This window comes from Pseudomonas sp. CFII64 (assembly GCF_000416235.1).
Lineage (GTDB): Bacteria > Pseudomonadota > Gammaproteobacteria > Pseudomonadales > Pseudomonadaceae > Aquipseudomonas.
Genome location: NZ_ATLO01000017.1, coordinates 25,013 through 48,970, shown reverse-complemented (window position 1 = coordinate 48,970; position 23,958 = coordinate 25,013). Strand labels below are relative to the sequence as shown.

Genomic DNA, 23,958 nt, shown 5'->3' with positions numbered 1-23,958 from the left:
AGCCATGGGCCAGGACGTATTTCTTTCGTTGATGAATCAGGCGCTGATGACCGTGTTGTTGCTGTCGGCGCCAGCGCTGGGTGTGGCAATCGTCGTCGGCCTGAGTGTCGGGTTGTTGCAGGCCTTGACCCAGATTCAGGACCAGACCTTGCCGCAGGTGGTCAAGCTGGTGGCGGTGCTGCTGGTGATCGTGTTCGTCGGGCCGTTGCTGGCCAGCCAGGTGCTGGAACTGGGCAATCAGGTGCTCGATAACTTCCCCTTGTGGACGCGCTGACCCGGTATGGATCCGGGCCTCGCCAACCAATTCCTCGAAGTCGCCTACCCGGTGATCAGTTCTGCTGCGTTATCGGCGAGTCGCGCCATGGGCGTAGTGGTCATCACGCCAGCGTTCAATCGCCTGGGCCTGACCGGGATGATTCGTGGCTGCGTCGCGGTGGCTATCGCCATTCCGATGTTCCTGCCGGTCTATGGATCCTTCACTGCAATGCCCGAACACGGCAGTTTTTTCCTTGCCGGGCTGATGATCAAGGAAATGCTCATTGGCCTGATCATCGGCCTGTTGTTCGGTATTCCGTTCTGGGCCGCTGAAGTGGCGGGGGAATTGATCGACCTGCAGCGCGGCTCGACCATGGCGCAGTTGGTGGACCCGCTGTCGTCGGGAGAGTCCAGCGTCATGGCGACCTTGCTCACCGTGATGCTGATCACCCTGTTTTTCATGTCCGGCGGTTTCATCCTGATGGTCGATGGCTATTACCACAGCTACCAACTCTGGCCCGTGACGGCTTTCACGCCACTGTTCGCCAGCTCGGCGCTGATGGCGGTGCTGGCAATTCTGGATCAGGTGATGCGCATCGGCGTGCTGATGGTTTCACCGTTGATCATTTGCCTGCTGGTCACTGATTTGATGCTGGCTTACCTGTCGCGCATGGCGCCGAGCTTGCACATCTTCGACCTGTCGCTGCCGGTGAAAAACCTGTTTTTCACCATCCTGATGGTGATCTACATCGGCTTCCTGATCCCGGTGATGCTTGACCAGCTGGCGGAGTTTCGCGGCACCGTCGATTTTCTCAAGACCTTGGTCACCACCCAATGAGGCGCATTGATGGGTGACACCAGCGAAGAAAAATCCCAGCCGGCCACGGACAAGAAACTCCGCGACGCGCGGGAGAAAGGCCAGGTTGCGAAAAGCCAGGACCTGGTGTCGGGCATGGTCATTCTGTTCTGCACCTTGTGCATCTCGATCATGGTCCCAAGGGCCGAAGCGCAGGTAACAGCGCTGATCGACTTGGTGGCGCTGATCTACATCGAACCGTTCAATTCGGTGTGGCCGCGGATTCTGGACACCGCCGAGCAGTTAGTGCTTGGGATTACCTTGCCGGTGGTTGGAGTGACCGTCGGGGTGGTGATCCTGACCAATATCATCACCATGCGCGGCGTAGTGCTGGCGGTCGAGCCGGTCAAACCTGACTTCAAACGGATCAATCCGGCGGAAGGTTTCAAACGCATCTTTTCGATGCGCAGTTTCATTGAATTCCTCAAGGGACTGGTCAAGGTGCATTTGTTGGCGCTGGCATTTTACGTGGTGGGCCGCAATGCGTTGCAGGCGTTGATGGAGTCTTCCCGTTGCGGGGCGGGCTGTATCGAATCGACGTTTTACCTGGTGCTCAAACCGCTGATGTTTACCGTGCTGGCGGCATTCCTGCTGGTGGGCGCCGTGGATGTATTGATGCAGCGCTGGTTGTTCGGCCGCGACATGAAAATGACCCGCAGCGAGCAGAAGCGCGAACGCAAGGATGTCGACGGTGACCCGATGATCAAGAACGAACGCCAGCGGCAGCGTCGGGAAATGCAGGCTCTGGCGACCAAGCTGGGGCTGGGCCGCGCGTCGCTGATGATCGGCACTGCCAACGGCTGGGTGGTGGGCGTGCGCTATGTGCGCGGCGAGACGCCGGTGCCGATTGTGGTGTGCCGCGCCGATCCTCAGGAAGCACCGCGCATGCTTGCCGAAGCCGCCGCATTAGGCATCGCTCACGCCATGGACGCAAAACTCGCCGCCACCATCGCCCGCCGCGCCGTCCCCGGCGACCCGGTCCCGGACACCACCTTCCAGGCCGTGGCCGACTTGTTGGTGGCCGCGCGGTTGATTTGATGCAGAGCACAGCCCAGCACCGCTCTGTTGGAGCGTGGCTTGCCCGCGAACCGGGCACCTCGGTGGGCAAGATCCACCGCGTTATCGTTCTTCCCGGACAAGTCCGGTCCTACCGGGCAGATACAAACCGGTAGGAGGGGACTTGTCCCCGAAAAACGCGCCCACCCACCCATTCAAGTCTAAACATACAAGCCTCCAACGTGTCGCTTACACGGTAATGTCGGCCAGCAGACAGGATCCGTAGGACCGGCTTTAGCCGGGGCGGAAGGTCTGGCGACGCAACTGCTGCGAATGCACCTGCCTGCTCCCGGCTAAAGCCGGTCCTAAGGGGTCTGTGTGTGGTGAGGATCAGGACGGTGTCTACAACGAGCGGCTAATGCACACCAGCTCCGGCTCTTGCAGCCTGGCCAGGTCGGCGGCGATGCGCGAGGTCCAGAAACTGGCGCCTTGTTTCCGGGCTTCGCCATGAGCCTCGGACAAGGTGCTACGCACCAGCGGCAGCAGTGACGGCAAGCCTTGCCCGAGCAGCAACTGCGCCTTGATCCGCAACAGCTCCGGCAGGAACCAGCGTTCATTGCGGCTCTGGGCGGTATGCAGCGTGTCGCTGATCACCTCAAGACCCAATTGCTCCAGGCCGAGCATCGCCAGACCTTGCGCGTATTCGCTGCGAATCAAGCAGTGCAGCGGGCTGTCGCCGTGATCTTGCAGGCGCTGCAAGACTTCGCCCAGGCGCGGCACGGCTTCTTCCGGCGCGCCCTGGCGAATCAACAGAATGCTCTCGAAGCAAATGCTGAATTGTTGCCAGAGAGGCAGGTCGTGCCCGGCCATGCTGTCTTGCAGCAAGCCCAGGTAATAGCCGAATTTCTGCAGATGGCCGACCAGCAAGGTGGACGGCAGCGCGCTCATGCACAGCGAGTACCACAGGGTAGCGGGGTGGTTGAGGCTGATCGCCTGGCCAACATTTTCGTCGATGGTAAGCAGCGCCGGGCCGACATTGCCTTGCAGCAGCTGGATCTGCGCCTTGAGCGAGCGCGCAGCGACCGGCTGGTCGAAATGCATGTCGATGATGTGCGCGTTGGCCGAGCGCGGCGAGCACAGCGCTTCGGTGATCGACCGGCGAGCGCCTTCCAGGTCAGCCATGTAGAACTGACTTGTGGCGCGCATGCGGTTGCCGAGCAATTGCCGGTCGCTGCTGCCCGCAACGTTGTTCAGCTGGATATAGCGGTTGGCGAGTTCCAGCGCCTCGCTGTGTTGATTGCGACAGCAACAGTCATTCCACAGCCCCCACAACGCGCGAAGCTGGTGTTCGGCATCCTCCAGCAAGTCGGCATCGGCGCTGATCTGCAGCCACGCCTGGCGCACGTGCGCGCCGCCGCCGTAGGCCAGCACCATGACGCTGGCGGAAAGGGTCAGCAGTTGCATGCGTTGTCGAGGCAGGATCGGCATGCCGTCCGCTCCGGCCTGCAAACCCCGGTTGACCCAGTCTTGACCTTCGCCGATCAGTGACAGGCGCAGCCACAGCGGGATGCTCACCAAGGTCAGTTCGACCCCCAGCACCGGATCGCCATCGGCGCAGTAAGCCCAATCCAGCGCCGAGCGAACGCTGTCGATTTCCGGGCCGTAAAGCGCCAGCCAGTCTTGAGGTTCGGTGCTGAGCAAGTCCTGCACCGCGCCACGCAGCTGATCCAGAACGAAGTTGGCATGGCGGCGGGAGGTCACATTGCTTTCGTCGTTCCGGGTCAGTTTTTCACTGGCGTACAAGCGCGTGGTTTCCAGCAGCCGATAGCGTTTGCCCGGGCCGTCCTCAGTGGCAATCAGCAGCGACTTGTCCATCAGGTTTTCCAACAGCTGCGCCGAATCCTGCGCCTGTTCGGTACCGATTTCGACCACGGCCTTTACGGCATTCAGGCTGAACGAGCCGCTGAACACCGAAAGCTGGCGCAACATCGCCTGTTCGTCGGCAGCCAGAATCGCGTAGGTCCAATCCAGCGCCGCGCTCAGGGTTCGATGGCGCGGCAGGGCCGTACGGCGGCCAGTCATCTGGAGACGGAAGCTGCCATCGAGCAATTCCACCAGCGGCACGATGCCAAAAGCGCGGACCCGGGCGGCGGCGATTTCTATGGCCAGCGCGTTGCCGTCGAGCTTGCGGCAAATGGCGATGGCGGCCGCAACGTCAGGATCACTCAACTGGTAATTCAGGTCGTGGGCGGCGACACGCTCGACGAACAGTCGGATAGCCGAATAATCCATGGCCTGGACAGCGCTGAGGTTGGCGTTGGCGCTGGGCACTTCGAGCGCCGCCAGATCATGGACGAACTCGCCCTCGGCGTGCAGCGGTTCGCGGCTGGTGATCAGTACGCAACATTGCGCGGCGTTGCGCAGAATGTTTTCCACCGCGCGAGCGGTTTCCTCAAGCACCTGCTCGCAATTGTCCAGCACCAGCAGGGTTTTGCCCTCAGCCAAACGCTGAGCGATGGCCAGCAATGCGCCTTCCGGAGCGCAATTGAGGCCCAGCGCCGAGGCGATGACCACATGCACCAGTTGCCCGGCCGTCACCGAAGCCAGGTCGATCAGCCTGACGCCTTGGGGAAAGCGCGGCACCATGCGGTTGGCCAAGGCCAGTGCCAGCGTGGTTTTGCCGATTCCGCCAGGACCGGTAATGGTTACGAAGCGACGCAACTCCAGTTGCTCGTCAAGCGCGTCGAGCAATGCGCCCCGGCCAATGACTTCGCTCATCATTGCCGGCAAATCCGAAGACGTCTCTGGTTCTGCGGCGATTTGTCGGGAAACCGGCTGCAACGTAACGGGTGCCATGAAGCGATAGCCGCGGCCGGGGACGGTGACGATGTAGCCAAACTCCCCATCGCCGCCCAAGGCGCGCCGCAGGGTAACGACTTGCGCGCGCAGGTTGCATTCTTCGACGACGACTCGGGGCCAGACCAGCGCCATCAGTTCGGCTTTCTCCAGCAGTTCTCCGGCGCGGCTGACCATGGCGATCAGCAACAGCAAGGCCCGGCTGCCCAGTGACACCGGTTCGCCGTTCTTGAGCAGCAAGTGCTGCTGGGCGTAGAGCGCGAACGGACCGAAGCAGATCGCGTCGTCCGCGCCGGGCCCATCCGTATCTCGGTCGGAGGCTGCGTCGGAGCTTCTGGCTGTCAGGGAATTCATCAGTAAACCTTTATGAATGAGGTTCTTATCGGCGATCAGGTCATGCGCCTTTTTTTCGTTATTCATGTTCATTGCGCAGCATTGTCGCGCCCAATAGTTACTGTTTCGGGTTATCGACGATTAATGCCGCCAACAAGCCGAAGCGGCCATGCGCCGCAACGGGACATGTCGACCCATGTTTTTCACAGAACCATCACTCGGAGGACGAACAATGCACCATAACTGGGCGACTATCAGGCGATTGATACTTATAGTGCCTGAAGTTGCCAGACTTTAAGCAGTAAGCAGATTATGTGCCAGCCAAGTTATGTGCGAAGTCGAAGTTAAGTGCATAAATAAAGTCAGGAACTTAATTACAGGTTCTCAGTCTTGTCGTCGACTGTTCGGGAATCCGAATAATCACACTGAATAGAGTCGGGAATCCGACGATGGATGTATTTTGCATATTGAGTTTATCTGCCGACGAACTGCCTGTGCGCCTTGTATGGATGTGCTGTGGCGAACGCGTATCGTCTGTTGGAATAGCGCCATGCATACTAGAGTTTGGCAATTCTGCCGTGCTGGCATAATGAAATCAAACTTGCCCGAAGTGTCGCACACCAAGGTAGGACATTTTTCTTAAATGTCAGGCGGGCGGAATATTTAAAGGGCGGTTTTGCTGCAGCGCCGCTTCAAGGGAACTTTGCGAAATCCATCACAGTTCAAACTTGAAGCAGCGCGATAGCGCGGCAGATCTCAGCTTAATGTTTACTGCCCTGAGTCGGCATGGACAGAAGTTGCTTCTCACGATTCCAGTCAAACGGTTCTTCGTTCTGTTCGGCTTCGTAGCGGCGCTCTTCCAGCGATTGATACAGGGCGATTTCTTCGTCCGGCATGAAGTGCAGGCAATCACCGGCGAAAAACCACAGCAGGTCGCGGGGCACCAGATGGGCGATCTGCGGATAGCGCTGGATCACCTGGCAGAGAATGTCCTGGCCCAGGTATTGGCTTTCGATCGGGTCCTGGGGCAGCAGGGTCATCAGTTCGTCGAAGCGCTCCATGAACAGCGCATGGCTTTCTTCGGGAACCTGCTCGGCCTCGCCCAGCGCGACCAGGATGCTGCGCAGGTGTGCCAGCAGGTTCAGTTGGTGGTCGAGAGTGGCGTCGGCCATGGTTCAATCCTCAATAGCAAAAACGGGCGCGAGAGTATAAAGCTCTGCGCGCCCGCTGTGTGGTTGGCCTGACAAGATCTATCGATTAGCGGATCTTGCCCTCGGTCAGGGTCAGCTCTTCCTTGGCAAAATCATCCACGTCGATCACTTTGCGGCGCGCGGCTTCGGCGGCGCGCAGAGTCTCGGCCTCCAGCGGCTGCAACACGCCAGCATGCAAGGCTGCATCAATGATGTGCTCGCCAGCAGCCGGATGCAGCTGACCACCTTTGACCGCGATGTGCAGCTTTTTGTGCAGCGGCGCAGCGGCGCTCAGCAAGTCGCTGGCGTGTTGCAAGGCGCCGACTGCATCGTCAGGATCTTGCGGGCGATAGCAGCCAGCCAGCAATTCTTCCAGGGTTGGATCGCCTTTGCCGCGACCCAGAACGGCGGCGACTTCGGCATCCAGTGCGTCCGACGGCCCTTTGTGGCGGCGACCGAACGGGAAGGTCACCACGCGCAATACCGCGCCTAATACACGACTCGGGAAGTTGCTGAGCAACTCGTCCAGCGCACGCTCCGACTCGCCCAGCGCCTCTTCCATGGCCCAGCGGAACAGCGGTTGCAGGTGTTGCGGGTAATCCAGATCGTGATAACGCTTGAGCGCCGCTGAAGCCAGATACAAATGGCTCAACACGTCGCCGAGGCGTGCCGACAGGCGTTCCCGACGTTTCAGCTCGCCGCCCAGCAGCATCATGCTCAGGTCCGCCAGCATGGCAAACGCCGCTGCCTGACGATTCAGCGCCCGGAAGTAACCCTGGCTCAGGCTGTCGCCCGGCGCGGCTTCGAAACGACCGAAGCCCAGGTTGAGAATGAACGTACTCGCCGCGTTGCTCACCGCGAAACCGATGTGCTTGAGCAGCAGCGTGTCGAACTCGGCCAAAGCCTGGTCGTGGTCTTCACGGCCGGCCAGGGCCATTTCCTTGAGGACGAACGGATGGCAGCGAATCGCCCCCTGGCCGAAGATCATCAGGTTGCGCGACAGGATATTCGCGCCTTCCACCGTGATGAAAATCGGCGCACCTTGCCAGTTGCGGCCCAGATAGTTGTTCGGGCCCATGATGATGCCCTTGCCACCATGTACGTCCATGGCGTGGGTGATGCATTCGCGGCCGCGTTCGGTCAGGTGATACTTGAGGATCGCCGACAGCACCGACGGTTTCTCGCCCAGATCCACCGCGTTGGCGGTGAGCATGCGCGCGCTGTCCATCAGCCAGGCATTGCCGCCGATCCGTGCCAGGGATTCCTGAATACCTTCGAACGCCGACAGCGGCACGTTGAATTGCTCGCGAACCTGCGCGTATTGCCCGGTCACCAGACTGGTGAACTTGGCCGCGCCGGTGCCCACGGCGGGCAGCGAGATGGAACGGCCTACGGACAGGCAGTTCATCAGCATCATCCAGCCCTTGCCGAGCATTTCCTGGCCGCCGATCAGGTAATCCAGCGGGATGAAAACATCCTTGCCAGAGTTCGGGCCATTCATGAAGGCTGCGCCCAATGGCAGGTGACGACGACCGATTTCCACACCCGGCGTGTCCGTCGGGATGAGCGCCAGGGTGATGCCGATGTCTTCCTCGTCGCCCAGCAAATGCTCGGGGTCGAAGGCCTTGAACGCCAAACCGAGCAGGGTCGCGACCGGGCCGAGGGTGATGTAGCGTTTTTCCCAGTTCAGGCGCAGACCAATGACTTCTTCGCCTTGCCACTGACCTTTGCAGATAATCCCGGTGTCGGGCATTGCTCCGGCATCGGACCCGGCCAGCGGGCCGGTGAGGGCGAAACATGGAATATCATCGCCCCGGGCCAGACGCGGCAGGTAATGATTACGCTGCTCGTCGGTGCCGTAATGCAGCAGCAGTTCGGCAGGGCCCAGGGAGTTTGGGACCATGACCGTGGAAGCCAGGTCGCCGCTGCGGGTCGCCAGTTTCATTGCCACTTGCGAATGCGCGTAAGCCGAGAAACCTTTGCCGCCGAACTCCTTGGGGATGATCAGGGCGAAGAAGCCGTGTTCCTTGATATGCGCCCAGGCACGCGGCGGCAGGTCCATGGCCTGACCGATTTCCCAGTCTGTGACCATGGCGCACAACTCTTCAGTCGGGCCGTCGATGAACGCTTGCTCTTCCTCGGTCAGCTGGACCTTGGGATAGGCCAGCAACTGGTCCCAGTCCGGGCGCCCGCTGAACAGCTCGCCATCCCACCAGACGGTGCCCGCATCAATGGCATCGCGTTCGGTCTGGGACATCGGCGGCAGGGTTTTCTTGAACCAGGAGAACATCGGCGCAGTGAAATGCTTGCGACGCAGGTCCGGCAGCGCCAGCGGCAGGGCCACGGCCAGCAACAGAATCCAGAAAATCGCCAGCAACCAGCCCGGCGCATGGCTGAAAATCCCCATGGCCAGCAGGAACACGGCAACCGCGCCCAGGGCGGGCATCGGTGCTACACGCCGGTGGGCCAGCCAGGCAATCCCGACAACCAGGGCAACAATCCACAACAACAGCATAAGTAATCCTCCGTGATGACAGCGGCAAGGAACCACTATCAATAGCCAGGTCCTGTTCCGTCAAGCGAACAGCACGGCGAGCATCGATAGTGACCCTTGGCGGGCGGGGGAGTTCGGTGTGTGATCGAGCAGGGTGGGAGTGAGCTTGCTCGCGAAAGCGATGTTCGAGGCGCAAATAAATCTTCGGCTGTACCGACGTCTTCGCGAGCAAGCTCGCTCCCACAGCGTAAACTCCTCAGTACTTCTCTAACGTCGGTTTACAGAGGCTTACCAATGCTGAAAATCTGGGGTCGCAAAAATTCTACCAACGTGCGCAAGGCGCTGTGGATCGCCGAAGAACTGGGCCTGCCATACGAAGCGATCGATGCCGGCGGCGCGTTCGGTCTGGTGGACGGCGAGGAATACCGGGCAAAAAATCCCAATGGCCGCGTGCCGATGATCGAAGACGGCGACTTCGTGCTCTGGGAGTCCAATGCCATCGTGCGCTACCTGGCCGCGCAATACGCCCCGGATTCAGCGTTATATCCAGCCGATCCTCAGGCGCGGGCGGCTGCCGACAAATGGATGGACTGGACCACTTCGACCCTGGCCGAACCGTTTCGGCATGTGTTCTGGGGCGTGTTGCGCACTCCGGCCGAGCAGCAGGACTGGGTGCAGATCAATGGCGCGATCAAGACCGTGCAAGGTTTGCTGGTTGTGGTGGACGAGGCGCTGGCGAGCCAGCCTTGGCTCTCCGGCGACGAGTTCGGCATGGGCGACATCCCACTGGGCTGCTTTATCTACGCCTGGTTCGAAATGCCGATTGAACGTCCGGCGATGCATCATCTCCAAGCCTGGTATGAGCGTCTGAAAGTGCGGCCGGCTTATCAATCGGCCGTCATGACCGCGTTGACCTGATAAGTATTATCAATATATGTCGCTGTACTTGAATGGCATAGCCAAGCACCATTGCCTGGCTGTGTCGCGGTTGTAATCAACGGCATCAGCCCTCATCTATTCTTTCCTTTCCTTCATTGGTGCGTTTTCCGATATGAGTTCCGCTCTGTCCATCCGGCAGCTAACCAAAACCTACGGCAACGGTTTCCAGGCCCTGAGTGGTATCGATCTGGACGTCGCTGAAGGTGACTTCTTCGCCTTGCTCGGCCCCAACGGTGCCGGCAAATCCACCACCATCGGCATCATCTCGACCCTGGTCAACAAGACCAGCGGAACAGTGAATATCTTTGGTCACGACCTGGACCGTGAACCTGCGGCGCTCAAGCGCTGTATTGGCGTGGTGCCCCAGGAATTCAACTTCAACCAGTTCGAGAAAGCCTTCGACATCGTCGTGACCCAAGCCGGCTACTACGGCATCCCGCTGAAAATCGCCAAGGAGCGCGCCGAGCGTTACCTGACGCAGCTGGGCTTGTGGGACAAGCGCGATGTGCCTTCGCGTTCGCTGTCCGGCGGCATGAAGCGGCGCCTGATGATTGCTCGTGCGTTGATTCATGAACCGCGCCTGTTGATCCTCGACGAACCGACGGCGGGCGTGGACATCGAGCTGCGGCGTTCGATGTGGGGTTTTCTCACCGAGCTGAACGAGCAGGGCACAACGATCATCCTCACCACGCACTATCTGGAAGAGGCCGAGCAGCTGTGTCGCAACATCGGCATCATTGACCACGGCGTGATTGTCGAAAATACCGGCATGAAGCAGTTGCTCAATAAAATGACCGTCGAAACCTTCCTGCTGGATCTCAAGGATTCGTATCAGAGTGCGCCGCAGCTGATTGGTTATCCGAGCAAGCTGCTCGACAGCCATACCCTGGAAGTCCAGGTCGACAAGAATATCGGCATCACTGCGCTGTTCGGTCAACTCGCCGCGCAGCACATTGAAGTGCTGAGCCTGCGCAATAAAACCAATCGCCTCGAGGAGCTGTTCGTGTCCCTGGTGGAAAAAAATCTGGCGAAGGTGGCGGTATGAGCAACGAAACCACCTCCGAGCTGCGCCCCAACCTGGTTGCCCTGAACACCATCGTCTATCGCGAAGTGCGCCGTTTCATGCGTATCTGGCCGCAGACCCTGCTACCGCCGGCGATCACCATGGTTCTGTACTTCGTGATCTTCGGCAACCTGATCGGTCGGCAGATCGGCGACATGGGCGGCTTCACGTACATGCAGTACATCGTGCCGGGCCTGATCATGATGTCGGTGATCACCAACTCCTACGGCAACGTGGTGTCGAGCTTCTTCGGCGCGAAGTTCCAGCGTTCGGTCGAAGAGCTGATGGTTTCGCCGGTTTCGCCGCACACCATTCTCGTCGGTTATGTGCTGGGCGGCGTGTTGCGCGGTTTGATGGTCGGCGTCATCGTGACCCTGCTGTCGATGTTCTTCACCGACCTGCAGGTGCATCACCTGGGTATCACGGTGATCGTCGTGGTGCTGACGGCAACGATCTTCTCGCTGCTGGGCTTCATCAATGCGGTGTTTGCCCGCAACTTCGATGACATCTCGATCATTCCGACCTTCGTGCTGACGCCGCTGACCTATCTGGGCGGCGTGTTTTACTCGATCAATCTGTTGCCGCCGTTCTGGCAGACCGTGTCCATGGCCAACCCGGTCCTGCACATGGTCAACGCCTTCCGCTACGGCATCCTCGGCGTGTCCGACATCCGCATCAGCATCGCCATGGCGTTCATGGTCATCGCGACCATCGTCCTGTATGTGGGCTGCGCGCGGTTGCTGGTCAGCGGGCGTGGGATGCGTCAGTAGTTTCAGCACAACGCAGACTCCGTTGGAGCGACCGGGGTGGTGATCCACCTTGCCCGCGATGAGGCCGATACATCCACCGGTTTTCTGAAACCGGTGAATGGCCTTCGCGGGCAAGCCTCGCTCCAACAATCCCCAATGTGACAGTCTTCCGCCATCCCCCAACCCCCTCCAACGGTGTACAATTCCCCGCGTTTTTTCTGTGGCTTGCTGACGTCTTCGCGCATCCAACTCGTTCAGGGCTATCCGCCTTGTGCACTTCATTCCTCGGCGCCATAAGCGCTGCGGGTTCGATTCCGTCACAGACAAAAACAACCAGGTGACTATCCAATGAGTGAACACCTCTCGTCCTCCGGCGAGCTGAAACGTGGGCTGAAAAATCGCCACATCCAACTGATCGCCCTGGGCGGCGCCATCGGCACAGGCTTGTTCCTGGGTTCGGCAGGCGTGCTCAAGTCGGCGGGTCCGTCGATGATCCTCGGTTACGCGATCTGCGGCTTCATTGCCTTCATGATCATGCGCCAGCTCGGCGAGATGATCGTCGAGGAGCCGGTCGCCGGCTCCTTCAGCCACTTCGCACACAAATACTGGGGCGGTTTTGCCGGGTTCCTGTCCGGCTGGAACTGCTGGATCCTGTACATCCTGGTGGGCATGTCCGAACTGACCGCCGTGGGCAAGTACATCCATTACTGGTGGCCGGAAATTCCGAGCTGGGCCTCGGCGGCGGTATTCTTCCTGATGATCAACGCCGTCAACCTGGCCAACGTCAAAGTCTTCGGTGAAGCCGAATTCTGGTTTGCCATCATCAAGGTCGTAGCGATTCTGGGCATGATCGCCCTGGGCAGTTATCTGCTGGTCAGCGGTAATGGCGGGCCGCAGGCATCGGTCAGTAACCTGTGGGAACACGGCGGCTTCTTTCCCAATGGGGTCATGGGCCTGGTGATGGCTCTGGCGATCATCATGTTCTCCTTCGGTGGCCTGGAAATGCTCGGCTTCACCGCCGCCGAAGCCGATCAGCCACGCACCGTGATCCCCAAGGCGATCAATCAGGTGATCTACCGGATCCTGATTTTCTACATTGGCGCCTTGGTGGTGCTGCTGTCGCTCACGCCTTGGGACAGCCTGCTGGCCAGCCTCAATGCCTCGGGTGACGAGTACAGCGGCAGCCCGTTCGTGCAGGTGTTTTCGATGCTGGGCAGCGACACCGCCGCGCACATCCTCAACTTTGTGGTGCTGACCGCTGCATTGTCGGTCTACAACAGCGGCACTTACTGCAACAGCCGCATGCTGCTGGGCATGGCCGAGCAGGGCGATGCGCCGCGCTCACTGGCGCAGGTCGACAAGCGTGGTGTGCCGGTGCGGGCGATTTTCGTTTCGGCGCTGGTGACGTTTGTCGCGGTGCTGCTCAACTACCTGATTCCGCACAGTGCCCTTGAACTGCTGATGTCGCTGGTGGTGGCCACGCTGGTCATCAACTGGGCGATGATCAGCTATTCGCACCTCAAGTTTCGCCAGCACATGAACCGCACCCAGCAAGTGCCGCTGTTCAAGGCCTTGTGGTATCCGTACGGCAACTACGTGTGCCTGGCGTTTGTGGTGTTCATTCTCGGCATCATGCTGATGATTCCGGGTATCCAGGTTTCGGTGTACGCGATTCCGGTGTGGCTGCTGCTGATGTGGGTGTGCTACCGCATCAAGAGCAAACGCAGCGCGGCCGCCGAGCTGCATCAGGCAGGTTGAGAACAGCGGCGGTTGGAAAGCCCGGTCCATGCGACCGGGTTTTTTATGGGAGCAACGGTTATCCTGACGGCCCTCGTTCCACTGTAGTTTTGACCCATGCTGGTGATTTCCAACAATGTGCATCTGCCGGATGCCGAAATCGAATTGACTGCGATTCGCGCCCAGGGTGCGGGCGGGCAGAACGTCAACAAGGTTTCCAGCGCGATGCACTTGCGCTTCGACATCAACGCTTCGTCCCTGCCGCCGTTCTATAAGGAGCGGCTGCTGGCCCTGCGTGACAGCCGCATCACCAGCGATGGCGTGCTGATCATCAAGGCCCAGCAATATCGCACTCAGGAACAGAATCGCGCCGATGCGCTGGAGCGTCTGGTGGAGCTGATCGTCAGCGCCACCAAAGTGGAAAAGAAGCGCCGCCCGACCAAACCAACGCTGGGCTCGAAGAAGCGTCGGCTGGAGGGCAAGACCAAGCGCGGTTCGATCAAGGCCGGGCGCGGCAAGGTCGATTTCTGATCAGACCCGCTGTTCGCGCATCGCTTTGGCTTGCTTGAACAGGTACACGCTTACGCCCAGACCGCTGAGTGAGGCGATGGCGGCGAACAGGAAAATCGACGAGAAGCCGAATCCTCCCGCGATTGCGCCCGCCACCGGGCCGGTAATCCCCAGCGACAGATCAATGAACAGCGAATAAGCGCCCACCGCTGCGCCACGGCTGGACGCCGGGACGAGGTTGACGGCTTCGACGCCCAAGGCCGGAAACACCAGGGAAAAGCCGAAGCCTGTCAACGCCGCGCCCGCCAGGGCCAGTTCCGGTGACGGCGCGAGCCACAACAACAGCAAGCCGAGGCTTTCTACTGATAGGCAGGCAATCGCCACCCGGAAACCGCCCAGGCGATTGATCAAGTTGCCGAACAGCAGTCGCGCCGCGATAAAGCAGCCGCCGAACAGGCTCAGGCACAGCACGGCGTTTGGCCAGCTGTGACTGGCGTAATACAGGGTAATAAAGGTGGCGATGGTGCCGAAACCAATGGAACCCAGCGCCAGGCCCATGCCGTGGGGAAAGACTCGACCCAGTACATGCATGAAAGGCAGGCGTTCGCCATGCACGATGGGCGCGGGTTCCTTCTTCCACGCCAGCGCCAGGCCCAGCCCGGCCAGCAACATGATGCTCACGCCCATGCTCCACAACCCCAGTTCACCGACCATCAGCACACCCAACGGCGCACCGATGGCCAGCGCGCCGTAGCTGGCGATGCCGTTCCAGGAAATCACTTTGGCGGTGTTCTTCGCCCCGACGCGGCCGATGCCCCAACCAATCGACCCCGAGCCCACCAGACTTTCCGCGCTGCCCAGTACCACTCGACCGATAAACAGACAGACCAGACTTGCAACGGGCCAGCCCTGTAGCCAGCTCGACAAGAGCATCAGCACGCCACTCAGGCCGCAACCGGCCAGGCCGAATAGCACCGCTTTCTTGCTGCCCAGGTTATCGATGAGGCGGCTGGAATACGGGCGACTCAGCAGGGTTGCCAGATATTGCACGCTGATCACCAGACCGGCTACCACCGCGCCGAAGCCCAGATCGGTGTGGACGTAACCGGGCAGCACGGCCAGCGGGATGCCGATATTCAGGTAGCCGATGAAGGTGAATAAGACGATGGAAACGACCTGCAGCGTGACGGCCATGGGTCGTTGTGAAGAATGGGTGTCTGGCATGAATAAGCGGTCCAGGTTACGGCGGGGAGGGCAGAAGCTTAGCAGGCTAATCAAGTGCGCCATGATAGCGGCGTATGAAGGGTTACCGGGAGGGGTGAAGCAAAATACTGATTGGGATTTGGGGCGAACCCTGGGGAAGCAAGCTTGCTGGCGAAGGCTCTGTAACAAACGCGGGAACGAAATCTGGATGAACCGGCCTCTTCGCGAGCAAGCTCGCTCCCACCGGTTCGTTTGCAGTCAGTTTTTTGCGGGCGCCAGCAACTGGGTGGTCACCAATGCGGCCAAGGCTTTTTCTTCGCTGCCGAAGCGTTCGAGCAGGGCCTGTTTCTTTTCAGGGCTCAAGCGCGACCAGACGTTAATCATCTTCTCGGCGGTGCCGATCAGGGCGTTGGCCTGGGTTTCGGTGAATTCAGTCATGGAGGGGATCCACTTGTCTCGGCATTTTCAGGCGTATGGAAACTCGGCAAAACCGGTTTTCGATACGCCTGAAAAAAATCGCCTTCAGTCTTCGCTGGAGGCTGGCTGGCAGTCTTCAACCTGCGTGCTGGCGGCTTTCATCTCGACCACTTGACCGAGTTCCAGCTGCGCCAATGTTGACTGCTCGGGTTCACTCTGGCTCGGGGGGAAGTTTGGGATTTCATGCATCGTCGTCGCTCCTTCGCAAGATTTTTCTGGTTGCTGGGCAGAACCGTGCTTCTAAAAGCTTGGGCAGGATACAGCACCGCAAATGACAAACAGAATTTTATCGATACCGTTGGTCATGTGCGGAAACAAAAAGCGGATTTCAGTGTCCGGGAGCAACACGGAATTTGCTGGGGCTTGTGGAGATCCGTAGGACCGGCTTTAGCCGGGAGAATGTCCTCCCGGCTAAAGCCGGTCCTACGCAATGACGTAGTCGTTCGGAACGCGCTTGTCGCTGATCAATCCTTGCACACCGCCGCAATCGCCAGCGCCAGCTGATCCAGGCGCGCCGCGTCGATGCCGGCGACGTTGGCGCGGCCGGCGTTGACCATGTACACGCTGTGCTCGTAGCGCAGGCGCGCCACTTGATCGTCGTTCAGCCCGGTATAGGAAAACATCCCGCGTTGAGTCGCGATGTGCGCGAAACGTTCGCCCAGGCCCAGCGGCGTCAGCGCCTCTACCAAGCCGCTGCGCAGTTGCGCGATACGTTGGCGCATTTCCTCGACTTCATCGGCCCACAGGCTTTTCAGCTCGGGATTGCCGAGGATTTCCGCCACCACCGCAGCGCCGTGATCCGGCGGGCTGGACCACAGGTTGCGGGCAATCGACGACAACTGGCTGCGCACGTCCTGGGATTTTTCCGCGTCGCCGGCCACGACCAGCAAGGCACCGGTGCGATCCCGATACAGGCCGAAGTTTTTCGAGCAGGAACTGGTAATCAGCAGCTCCGGCAGTTCGGCGGCAAGCAGCCGCACGCCCCAGGCGTCTGCTTCCAGGCCATCGCCGAAGCCCTGATAAGCGAAGTCGATCAGCGGCAGCAGGTTACGGCTGCGCACGATGTCCAGCACCCGGCGCCAATCGTCGTGAGAGAGGTCGAAGCCCGTCGGGTTGTGGCAGCATGCATGCAACAGCACCACGTCGCCGGTTGGCACGCTGTTCAGCGTTTCCAGCATGGCCTCGACGTTCAGGCGATTGTCGCTGCCCACGTAAGGGTAATGACTGACCTTCAACCCGGCCTTGGCGAAGATGGTTTCGTGGATCGGCCAGGTCGGCGCGCTGAGCCAGATACCGCGCCCCGGCAGGCATTCGGCGATGAAGTCGCCGGCCAGGCGCAAAGCCCCGGTGCCGCCCGGCGTCTGCGTGGCACTCACGCGTTTTTCGGTGAGCAGCGGTGAACCGGCGCCCAGCACCAGCTCGCTGATCAGGCGGCCGAAGCGGGGTTCGCCGTGGCCGCCGATGTAGGTCTTGGTCATTTGCGCATCGACCAGACGCTGCTCGGCCCGCTTCACCGCGCGGGGGATCGTCGTCAAGCCCATCGCGTCTTTATAGACGCCAACGCCCAGGTCGAACTTGTCGGGATTGGTGTCGGCGGCGTAGGCGTCAATCAGGCCCAGAATCGGATCGCCCGGTACTCGCTGGATATCGGTGAAATGCATTACTTGCGGCCCTCGGCGCCTCGGGCCACCTCGTCGGTGCGGGCAGCCATGATGAAGTCGTTACGGTGCAGCCCTTTGATCGAGTGGCTCCACCAAGTGACGGTCACCTTGCCCCATTCAGTCAGCAAACCGGGGTGGTGACCTTCGGCTTCGGCAATTTCGCCGACCGCGTTGGTAAATGCCAGCGCAAATTTGAAATTCTTGAACAAGAAGACCTTTTCCAGCTGCATCACGCTGTCGCGAACCTCGATGTTCCAGTCCGGGATCTGCTTGATCAGTTCGGGCAATTCGGCATCGCTGACCTGTGGCGCGTCGGCGCGGCAGGCTTCGCAGTGGGCTTGGTTAAGGGTAGTCATGGTCAATTCCTGTTCAGGCCGCATGAGGCTTTTTGATTAGAGAGCTGGATGAATCACTGGATGGGTTTTTCGGTGCAAAGGTCGGCGCGTGCAAGCCCAGCTGCATGCCTTGCTCAACCATGCCCATGATGTCTTCGTGGGCCAGATCAAACAGCCGCTTGAGATCGGGCAGGACAAAATACAAAGGCTGCAGGATATCGATACGGTATGGCGTGCGCATTGCGTCCAGCGGATCGAAGGCTTTATGCACCGGCTCGGACGACAAGCTATACACCGCTTCCCTGGGCGAGGAAAGGATGCCGCCGCCGTAGATCCGCCGACCTTCGGCTGTATCCACCAGGCCGAACTCGATGGTCATCCAGTACAACCGCGCCAGATAGACGCGCTGCTCTTTGCTCGCGCTGAGGCCGAGCTTGCCGTAGGTGTGGGTAAATTCCGCGAACCAGGGGTTGGTCAGCAGCGGGCAGTGGCCGAATATTTCGTGAAAGATATCGGGCTCTTGCAGGTAGTCCAGTTCCTCTTCGCTGCGTATGAACGTGGCGACGGGAAAGCGCTTGCTGGCCAATAGCTCAAAAAAAGTCTGGAAGGGGATCAGGGCTGGAACGCGGGCGACTTGCCAGCCGGTCGTAGCCTCTAGAACTGCATTGATTTCACTCAACTGCGGAATGCGATCGTGGGGCAGCGCCAGCTGCTCGATGCCATCCAGGTATTCCTGGCAGGCGCGGCCTTCGATGACTTTCATTTGCCGGGTAATCAAGGTATTCCACACCGCATGCTCGGCGGCCGGATAGTCAATGAATCCGTTCTCATCGGGCTCGCGTGCCACGTAACGCGTCTGGCTCATGCTGCTCTCCTGGGTTCTCTTTTTCGATTTGTGTCGAACGCCTGAAGCTATAGATACCTTTTCCTGCGAATTTTGTAAGGACATCACCGCGCAACCCGGACCTCGATTGGGTAAAGGCCGTAACGAATTATTTACAGTTTTCACTGTATTCGAAAATAGCCAAGCGCTAATCGCTTAAACAGCCCTTGCGCTGTAACGTATTCTTGCCGATAAAATTCGGCCCACGATAAAAATAACGTCTCCGCCAAGGACAACCCCCCCATGCGCATCAAAGTCCATTGCCTCAATCGCATCGGCATGACCCGCGATATCCTCGATTTGCTGGTCAACTACGGCGTCAATGTGGCCCGAGGTGAGGTGGGCGGCGAGCAGGGTGATGCGATCTACCTGCATTGTCCGAACCTGATCAACATGCAGTTCCAGGCCTTGCGCCCGAAGTTCGAAGCGATTCCCGGCGTTTTTGGCGTAAAGCGCGTAGGACTGATGCCCAGCGAACGTCGGCATATGGAGCTGAACGCGCTGTTGGGTGCCCTGGAGTTTCCGGTGATGTCCATCGACATGGGCGGCTCCATCGTCGCCGCCAATCGGGCCGCCGCGCAGTTGCTGGGTGTTCGGGTCGATGAAGTGCCGGGCATTGCACTGTCTCGTTACGCCGAAGACTTCGATCTGCCGGAACTGGTGCGCGCCCATAAATCACGAATCAATGGCCTGCGGGTCAAGGTGCGCGGCGACGTGTTCCTGGCTGATATCGCGCCGTTGCAGTCCCAGCATGACGACAGCGAAGCCATGGCCGGCGCGGTGTTGACCTTGCATCGCGCGGACCTGGTGGGCGAGCGCATCTATCAAGTGCGCAAGCAGGAATTACGCGGCTTCGACAGCATCTTCCAGAGTTCCAGAGTCATGGCGGCCGTGGTGCGTGAAGCTCGCCGCATGGCGCCGCTGGATGCGCCGTTGTTGATCGAAGGCGAAACCGGCACCGGCAAGGAGCTGCTGGCTCGCGCCTGTCACCTGGCCAGCCCGCGCGGGCAGTCGCCGTTGATGGCAATGAATTGCGCAGGCTTGTCCGAATCCATGGCCGAGACGGAATTGTTCGGCTACGGGCCGGGCGCCTTCGACGGCGCGCGCGTCGAAGGCAAGCTCGGGCTGCTTGAGTTGACGGCGGGCGGCACGTTGTTCCTCGATGGCGTCGGCGAACTGAGTGCGCGGATGCAGGCCAAACTGCTGCGATTCCTGCAAGACGGCTGCTTTCGTCGGGTGGGCAGCGAGGAAGAGGTTTATCTGGATGTGCGGGTGATCTGCTCGACCCAGAAGGATCTGTCCGAACTGTGCGCCAGAGGCGAGTTTCGCGAGGATCTCTATCACCGGCTCAACGTGCTGACGCTGCATATCCCGCCGTTGCGCGAATGCCTGGATGGATTGGGCCCGTTGGTTGAGCACTTCCTCGATCAGGCCAGCCGGCAGATAGGCTGTGCGCTGCCGCGAATGGCCCCGGCCGCGATGGAGCGTCTGACCCATTACCACTGGCCCGGTAATATCCGACAGTTGGAGAACGTGTTGTTTCAGGCGGTTTCATTATGTGAGGGGGGCGCGGTCAAGGCTGAACATGTGCGATTGCCAGAATATGGCGTGCGGGAACCGTTGCGTGAGTTTTCCCTGGAAGGCGGGCTGGACGAGATCGTCGGACGGTTTGAAAAGGCGGTATTGCAACGCCTGTATCCGGAATATTCCAGCAGTCGGCAACTAGGCAAACGACTCGGCGTTTCCCACACCACGATCGCCAACAAGTTGCGTGATTATGGATTGCGCGCGGAAAAGAAATAAGCTCGCACTAAGGCTTAATAGGTTGCGCAGGATTAAGCACGCAAGCATTTTAATTGTATGAATAAAGTTTAATGTTCGATGCCAGGCAGCGCGGAGTGTTCTTTCTACAGAAACGAGGCCACGTCTCCAGGGATTTCTCCGGGAGACGTTGGCATCCTGCGCGAAGCGGTCTGGATCAACCGTTGCTGCAACCATTACCCATTATCTGATACGCCATGACGTGCTGCTGGCCTTGGGAATCCAGGTAGGTCATGCGCATCGGCACTACGGCGCAGACGTTTGGAACATTGCTGACGGAAACCACTTTGGCGATGTCCGGGTGGCTGCCATAGGTGTATTGCTCGGCGCGGGCTTGTTGTACAGCAACTTTTGCACCTGACTCTTCAGCCATTGCAACTGCACTGAAACCACAAAGGGCCAGAACCAGCAGTGAAGCTTTCATTGCGTATTACCTTATTGAATTCGAAAGGGGTCACATAACCCTTGTGGGGTTATGTGTGAATCGAGTGTCGGTTTCGTTGATTAACAAGCCGTGTGGGGGCTGTCAGTTGTTAATCGGTTTGCCGTGTTGGCGAGATTGATTCTATGCCTCTGTGCCTCGTTCATATACAAAGGGTTTTGATAAACACTATTGAGCAAATCCGTAATAATCCGATTCGCTGCTGCCGGAACCCCGGCGTCGCTCGTTCTTTAGTCTTGCTTCGTTTGGCGTATCTGCACCGTGATACGGGGCTTGTAGCCTGATTGTGGTGTAGGGTTGCAAGGCGGTAAGACCATCGTCGAATGGTCCCGGGACCGACAGCCGGTTACAACGGACACATAAAACAACAACTATCCACCGAGGTAACCAAGATGAGTGCAGCTTCCCTGTACCCCGTCCGCCCAGAAGTTGCAGCGACAACGCTGACCGATGAGGCGACCTACAAGGCCATGTATCAGCAGTCAGTGGTCAACCCCGATGGCTTCTGGCGTGAGCAGGCCAAGCGCCTCGACTGGATCAAGCCTTTCACCTCGGTCAAGCAGACCTCCTTCGACGATCACCGGGTCGACATCAAATGGTTCGCCGACGGCACGCTGAACGTTGCCTATAACTGCCTGGACCGTCACCTGGAAGAACGCGGCGACTCCATCGCCATCATCTGGGAAGGCGACGATCCTTCCGAGAGCCGCAACATCACTTACCGCGAACTGCATACCGAAGTCTGCAAGTTCGCCAACGCCCTGCGCGGCCAGGATGTGCATCGCGGCGACGTGGTGACTATCTATATGCCGATGATCCCCGAGGCTGTAGTCGCCATGCTGGCGTGCGCCCGGATCGGAGCCATTCACTCTGTGGTATTCGGCGGCTTCTCTCCGGAAGCGCTGGCCGGACGCATCATCGATTGCCAGTCCAAAGTGGTGATCACCGCCGACGAAGGTCTGCGTGGCGGCAAGAAAACCGCCATGAAAGCCAACGTCGACCGTGCGTTGACCAACCCTGAAACCGCCAGCGTGCAGAAAGTCATTGTCTGCAAACGCACCGGCGGCGAGATCGAATGGAACCGCCATCGCGACATCTGGTACCACTCGTTGCTGGAAGTGGCATCGGCCACCTGCGCACCGAAAGAAATGGGCGCCGAAGAGTCGTTGTTCATCCTTTACACCTCCGGCTCGACGGGCAAACCCAAGGGCGTGCTGCACACCACTGCTGGCTATCTGGTCTACGCCGCACTGACTCACGAGCGGGTGTTTGACTACCGTCCGGGCGAAGTTTACTGGTGCACCGCTGACGTCGGCTGGGTGACCGGTCACAGCTACATCGTCTACGGCCCGCTGGCCAACGGCGCGACCACGCTGCTGTTCGAAGGTGTTCCGAACTATCCGGACATTACCCGGGTGTCGAAAATCGTCGACAAGCACAAGGTCAACATCCTCTATACCGCCCCGACCGCCATTCGCGCCATGATGGCCGAAGGCACCAAGGCCGTGGACGGCGCTGACGGTTCGAGCCTGCGTCTGTTGGGCTCGGTGGGTGAGCCAATCAACCCTGAGGCGTGGAACTGGTACTACAACACTGTCGGCAAGAAGAACTGCCCGATTGTCGACACCTGGTGGCAGACCGAAACCGGCGGCATCCTGATCAGCCCGCTGCCAGGCGCTACCGCCTTGAAGCCCGGCTCGGCGACGCGTCCATTCTTTGGCGTGATTCCGGCCCTGGTGGACAACCTGGGGAACCTGATCGAAGGCGCGGCCGAAGGCAATCTGGTCATCCTCGATTCCTGGCCGGGCCAGTCCCGCACGCTGTACGGCGATCACGACCGTTTCGTCGACACCTACTTCAAGACCTTCCGTGGCATGTACTTCACCGGTGACGGTGCGCGTCGTGACGAAGACGGTTACTACTGGATCACCGGTCGCGTGGACGACGTGCTCAACGTGTCCGGCCACCGCATGGGCACTGCCGAAATCGAAAGCGCGATGGTTGCCCACCCGAAAGTCGCCGAAGCAGCTGTGGTCGGCGTGCCTCACGACTTGAAAGGGCAGGGCATCTACGTTTACGTCACGCTCAATGGCGGCGAAGTGCCGGATGAGGCGCTGCGTCTTGAGTTGCGTAACTGGGTGCGCAAGGAAATCGGCCCGATTGCTTCACCGGATGTCATCCAGTGGGCGCCGGGTCTGCCGAAAACCCGCTCCGGGAAAATCATGCGCCGCATTCTGCGCAAGATTGCCACCGGCGAATATGACACGCTGGGCGATATCTCCACCCTCGCCGATCCGAGCGTCGTTGAGCATTTGATCCAGACGCACAAGACCATGACTGCCGCCTGATAAAGGCCGCCCAAAAACCCCGCCCGGTGAAAGCCTGGCGGGGTTTTTTATGTGCTCGGTTATTGCACTGCACGATTCTTGTGGGAGCGGGCTTGCTCGCGAAGGGCCGGTACATGCGGCAGAGCTTCAGTGCCTGAGAGACTGATTCGCCAGCAAGTTGTCTCTGTTGCCGGTGCGCATTGATCAGACGCTACTTATTCTGGTGCCGCGCTTCGAATCGGGTTGCGCCAACAACATTTGCGGTGCGGCTTAGTGAGGTTTCGCCCTGGCGGTCGAGTCCTTTTGTTTCGGCAAAAGGACGAAACCATCTGCGCTGACGTCCGGCCCCCGCTTCGCGGCGGTTCCTTCGCTCCGGCGTCGGGGTGAGGCGACGCGCCGACGGGCCATCCCTGGCCCAACGGCGCTCGCTCGGCATCCATGCCGAGCGCACCTCACCCCGACACCTGCGCTCAGCCTCCCGACGCGCGTTTGGCGGCGTCTGCCAGAACGTGGCACGTAAAAGCGAACATCAAAAGCCGGGCTGGTCGCCGCCTGTTGGAGCGTGGCTTGCCCGCGAATCAAGCACCTCGGGGGGGCAGACTTACCGCATTAGCGTTCTTCGCGGGCAAGCCTCGCTCTCGCTCCAACAGATATATATCCATATGTTACCCACGCGCCGCTGGATGTAACCCGACGCGCATTTATGGGGCGATGCGCCTCAGTTTTGTAGGAGATTGGTGCGCTACTCTCCAGAAAAATAAACGCGATCAACGCTGCGCTTGCCGTATTACAAGGCTTTGCCAATAATGGGCGCGTATCTTGCTGTATAGA

Annotated in this window: 20 protein-coding genes; 10 read left to right on the top strand and 10 right to left on the bottom strand. The window is 59.6% G+C overall.

Going from position 1 to position 23,958, the window contains the following annotated elements:
- Window positions 1-4 precede the first annotated feature (4 nt).
- From sctS to CFII64_RS09440, 3 genes are read left to right on the top strand one after another with little or no spacing between them, the layout of a single operon-like run.
- Complete coding sequence (gene sctS, locus CFII64_RS09450; protein WP_020290559.1) at window positions 5-274, top strand: type III secretion system export apparatus subunit SctS; 270 nt, start codon at window positions 5-7, stop codon at window positions 272-274.
- Window positions 275-280: 6 nt separating this feature from the next.
- Window positions 281-1,093 carry a type III secretion system export apparatus subunit SctT gene (sctT, locus tag CFII64_RS09445; RefSeq protein ID WP_020290558.1) on the top strand — a complete coding sequence of 271 codons (813 nt, stop codon included), beginning with the start codon at window positions 281-283 and terminating at the stop codon, window positions 1,091-1,093.
- 9 nt (window positions 1,094-1,102) lie between these two features.
- Window positions 1,103-2,149, top strand: coding sequence for an EscU/YscU/HrcU family type III secretion system export apparatus switch protein (locus tag CFII64_RS09440; RefSeq protein ID WP_020290557.1), 1,047 nt, complete (start codon window positions 1,103-1,105; stop codon window positions 2,147-2,149).
- 360 nt (window positions 2,150-2,509) lie between these two features.
- On the opposite strand, the gene CFII64_RS09435 is transcribed toward CFII64_RS09440, so the two are convergent.
- From CFII64_RS09435 to CFII64_RS09425, 3 genes are all read right to left on the bottom strand, one after another.
- Window positions 2,510-5,317, bottom strand: a complete 2,808-nt coding sequence (locus tag CFII64_RS09435; RefSeq protein ID WP_044901275.1) for a winged helix-turn-helix domain-containing protein — start codon at window positions 5,315-5,317, stop codon at window positions 2,510-2,512.
- 740 nt (window positions 5,318-6,057) lie between these two features.
- Window positions 6,058-6,468 carry a PA2817 family protein gene (locus tag CFII64_RS09430; protein ID WP_020290555.1) on the bottom strand — a complete coding sequence of 137 codons (411 nt, stop codon included), beginning with the start codon at window positions 6,466-6,468 and terminating at the stop codon, window positions 6,058-6,060.
- Between the two features lie 85 nt (window positions 6,469-6,553).
- Window positions 6,554-9,001, bottom strand: a complete 2,448-nt coding sequence (locus CFII64_RS09425) for an acyl-CoA dehydrogenase (protein ID WP_020290554.1) — start codon at window positions 8,999-9,001, stop codon at window positions 6,554-6,556.
- A gap of 273 nt (window positions 9,002-9,274) precedes the next feature.
- Between CFII64_RS09425 and CFII64_RS09420 the strand changes: the two genes are divergently transcribed.
- The 5 genes from CFII64_RS09420 (at window position 9,275) to arfB (ending at window position 13,999) form a co-directional block, all read left to right on the top strand.
- Complete coding sequence (locus tag CFII64_RS09420) at window positions 9,275-9,898, top strand: glutathione S-transferase family protein (protein ID WP_020290553.1); 624 nt, start codon at window positions 9,275-9,277, stop codon at window positions 9,896-9,898.
- Between the two features lie 133 nt (window positions 9,899-10,031).
- Window positions 10,032-10,964 carry an ABC transporter ATP-binding protein gene (locus CFII64_RS09415; RefSeq protein WP_020290552.1) on the top strand — a complete coding sequence of 311 codons (933 nt, stop codon included), beginning with the start codon at window positions 10,032-10,034 and terminating at the stop codon, window positions 10,962-10,964.
- A complete protein-coding gene (locus CFII64_RS09410; protein ID WP_020290551.1) occupies window positions 10,961-11,752 on the top strand; it encodes an ABC transporter permease in 792 nt (263 codons plus the stop codon). The genes CFII64_RS09415 and CFII64_RS09410 overlap by 4 nt, the downstream gene beginning before the upstream one ends.
- A 327-nt stretch (window positions 11,753-12,079) precedes the next feature.
- Window positions 12,080-13,489 (top strand): amino acid permease, encoded by a 1,410-nt coding sequence (locus CFII64_RS09405; RefSeq protein WP_020290550.1) that lies wholly within the window; start codon window positions 12,080-12,082, stop codon window positions 13,487-13,489.
- 96 nt (window positions 13,490-13,585) lie between these two features.
- Window positions 13,586-13,999, top strand: a complete 414-nt coding sequence (gene arfB, locus CFII64_RS09400; protein WP_020290549.1) for an alternative ribosome rescue aminoacyl-tRNA hydrolase ArfB — start codon at window positions 13,586-13,588, stop codon at window positions 13,997-13,999.
- Here arfB and CFII64_RS09395 read toward each other — a convergent pair whose 3' ends face one another.
- The 6 genes from CFII64_RS09395 to phhA all read right to left on the bottom strand — a co-directional run bounded on the left by CFII64_RS09395 (window position 14,000) and on the right by phhA (window position 18,603).
- Window positions 14,000-15,202, bottom strand: coding sequence for an MFS transporter (locus tag CFII64_RS09395; protein ID WP_044901268.1), 1,203 nt, complete (start codon window positions 15,200-15,202; stop codon window positions 14,000-14,002).
- 237 nt (window positions 15,203-15,439) lie between these two features.
- Entirely contained in the window at window positions 15,440-15,619 is a 180-nt protein-coding gene (locus CFII64_RS09390; RefSeq protein WP_020290547.1) for a hypothetical protein, read from the bottom strand.
- An 84-nt stretch (window positions 15,620-15,703) separates the two neighbouring features.
- Window positions 15,704-15,847, bottom strand: a complete 144-nt coding sequence (locus CFII64_RS30035) for a hypothetical protein (protein WP_020290546.1) — start codon at window positions 15,845-15,847, stop codon at window positions 15,704-15,706.
- Window positions 15,848-16,122: 275 nt separating this feature from the next.
- Window positions 16,123-17,319, bottom strand: coding sequence for an amino acid aminotransferase (locus CFII64_RS09385; RefSeq protein WP_020290545.1), 1,197 nt, complete (start codon window positions 17,317-17,319; stop codon window positions 16,123-16,125).
- Complete coding sequence (locus tag CFII64_RS09380) at window positions 17,319-17,675, bottom strand: 4a-hydroxytetrahydrobiopterin dehydratase (RefSeq protein ID WP_020290544.1); 357 nt, start codon at window positions 17,673-17,675, stop codon at window positions 17,319-17,321. Before CFII64_RS09380 ends, CFII64_RS09385 begins: the two co-directional genes overlap by 1 nt.
- A 13-nt stretch (window positions 17,676-17,688) precedes the next feature.
- A complete protein-coding gene (phhA, locus tag CFII64_RS09375; protein ID WP_371106431.1) occupies window positions 17,689-18,603 on the bottom strand; it encodes a phenylalanine 4-monooxygenase in 915 nt (304 codons plus the stop codon).
- A gap of 177 nt (window positions 18,604-18,780) precedes the next feature.
- Here phhA and CFII64_RS09370 point away from each other — a divergent pair, with 177 nt between their 5' ends.
- Window positions 18,781-20,340, top strand: coding sequence for a sigma-54-dependent phenylalanine hydroxylase transcriptional regulator PhhR (locus tag CFII64_RS09370; protein ID WP_020290542.1), 1,560 nt, complete (start codon window positions 18,781-18,783; stop codon window positions 20,338-20,340).
- Window positions 20,341-20,515: 175 nt separating this feature from the next.
- Here the strand turns inward: CFII64_RS09370 and CFII64_RS09365 are convergent, their stop codons facing one another.
- Window positions 20,516-20,782: a DUF2790 domain-containing protein gene (locus tag CFII64_RS09365; protein ID WP_020290541.1), complete on the bottom strand. Its 267-nt coding sequence runs from the start codon at window positions 20,780-20,782 to the stop codon at window positions 20,516-20,518.
- A 410-nt stretch (window positions 20,783-21,192) separates the two neighbouring features.
- On the opposite strand from CFII64_RS09365, the gene acs reads away from it, so the two are divergent.
- A complete protein-coding gene (gene acs, locus CFII64_RS09360; RefSeq protein WP_020290540.1) occupies window positions 21,193-23,148 on the top strand; it encodes an acetate--CoA ligase in 1,956 nt (651 codons plus the stop codon).
- The last annotated feature ends 810 nt before the right edge of the window (window positions 23,149-23,958 follow it).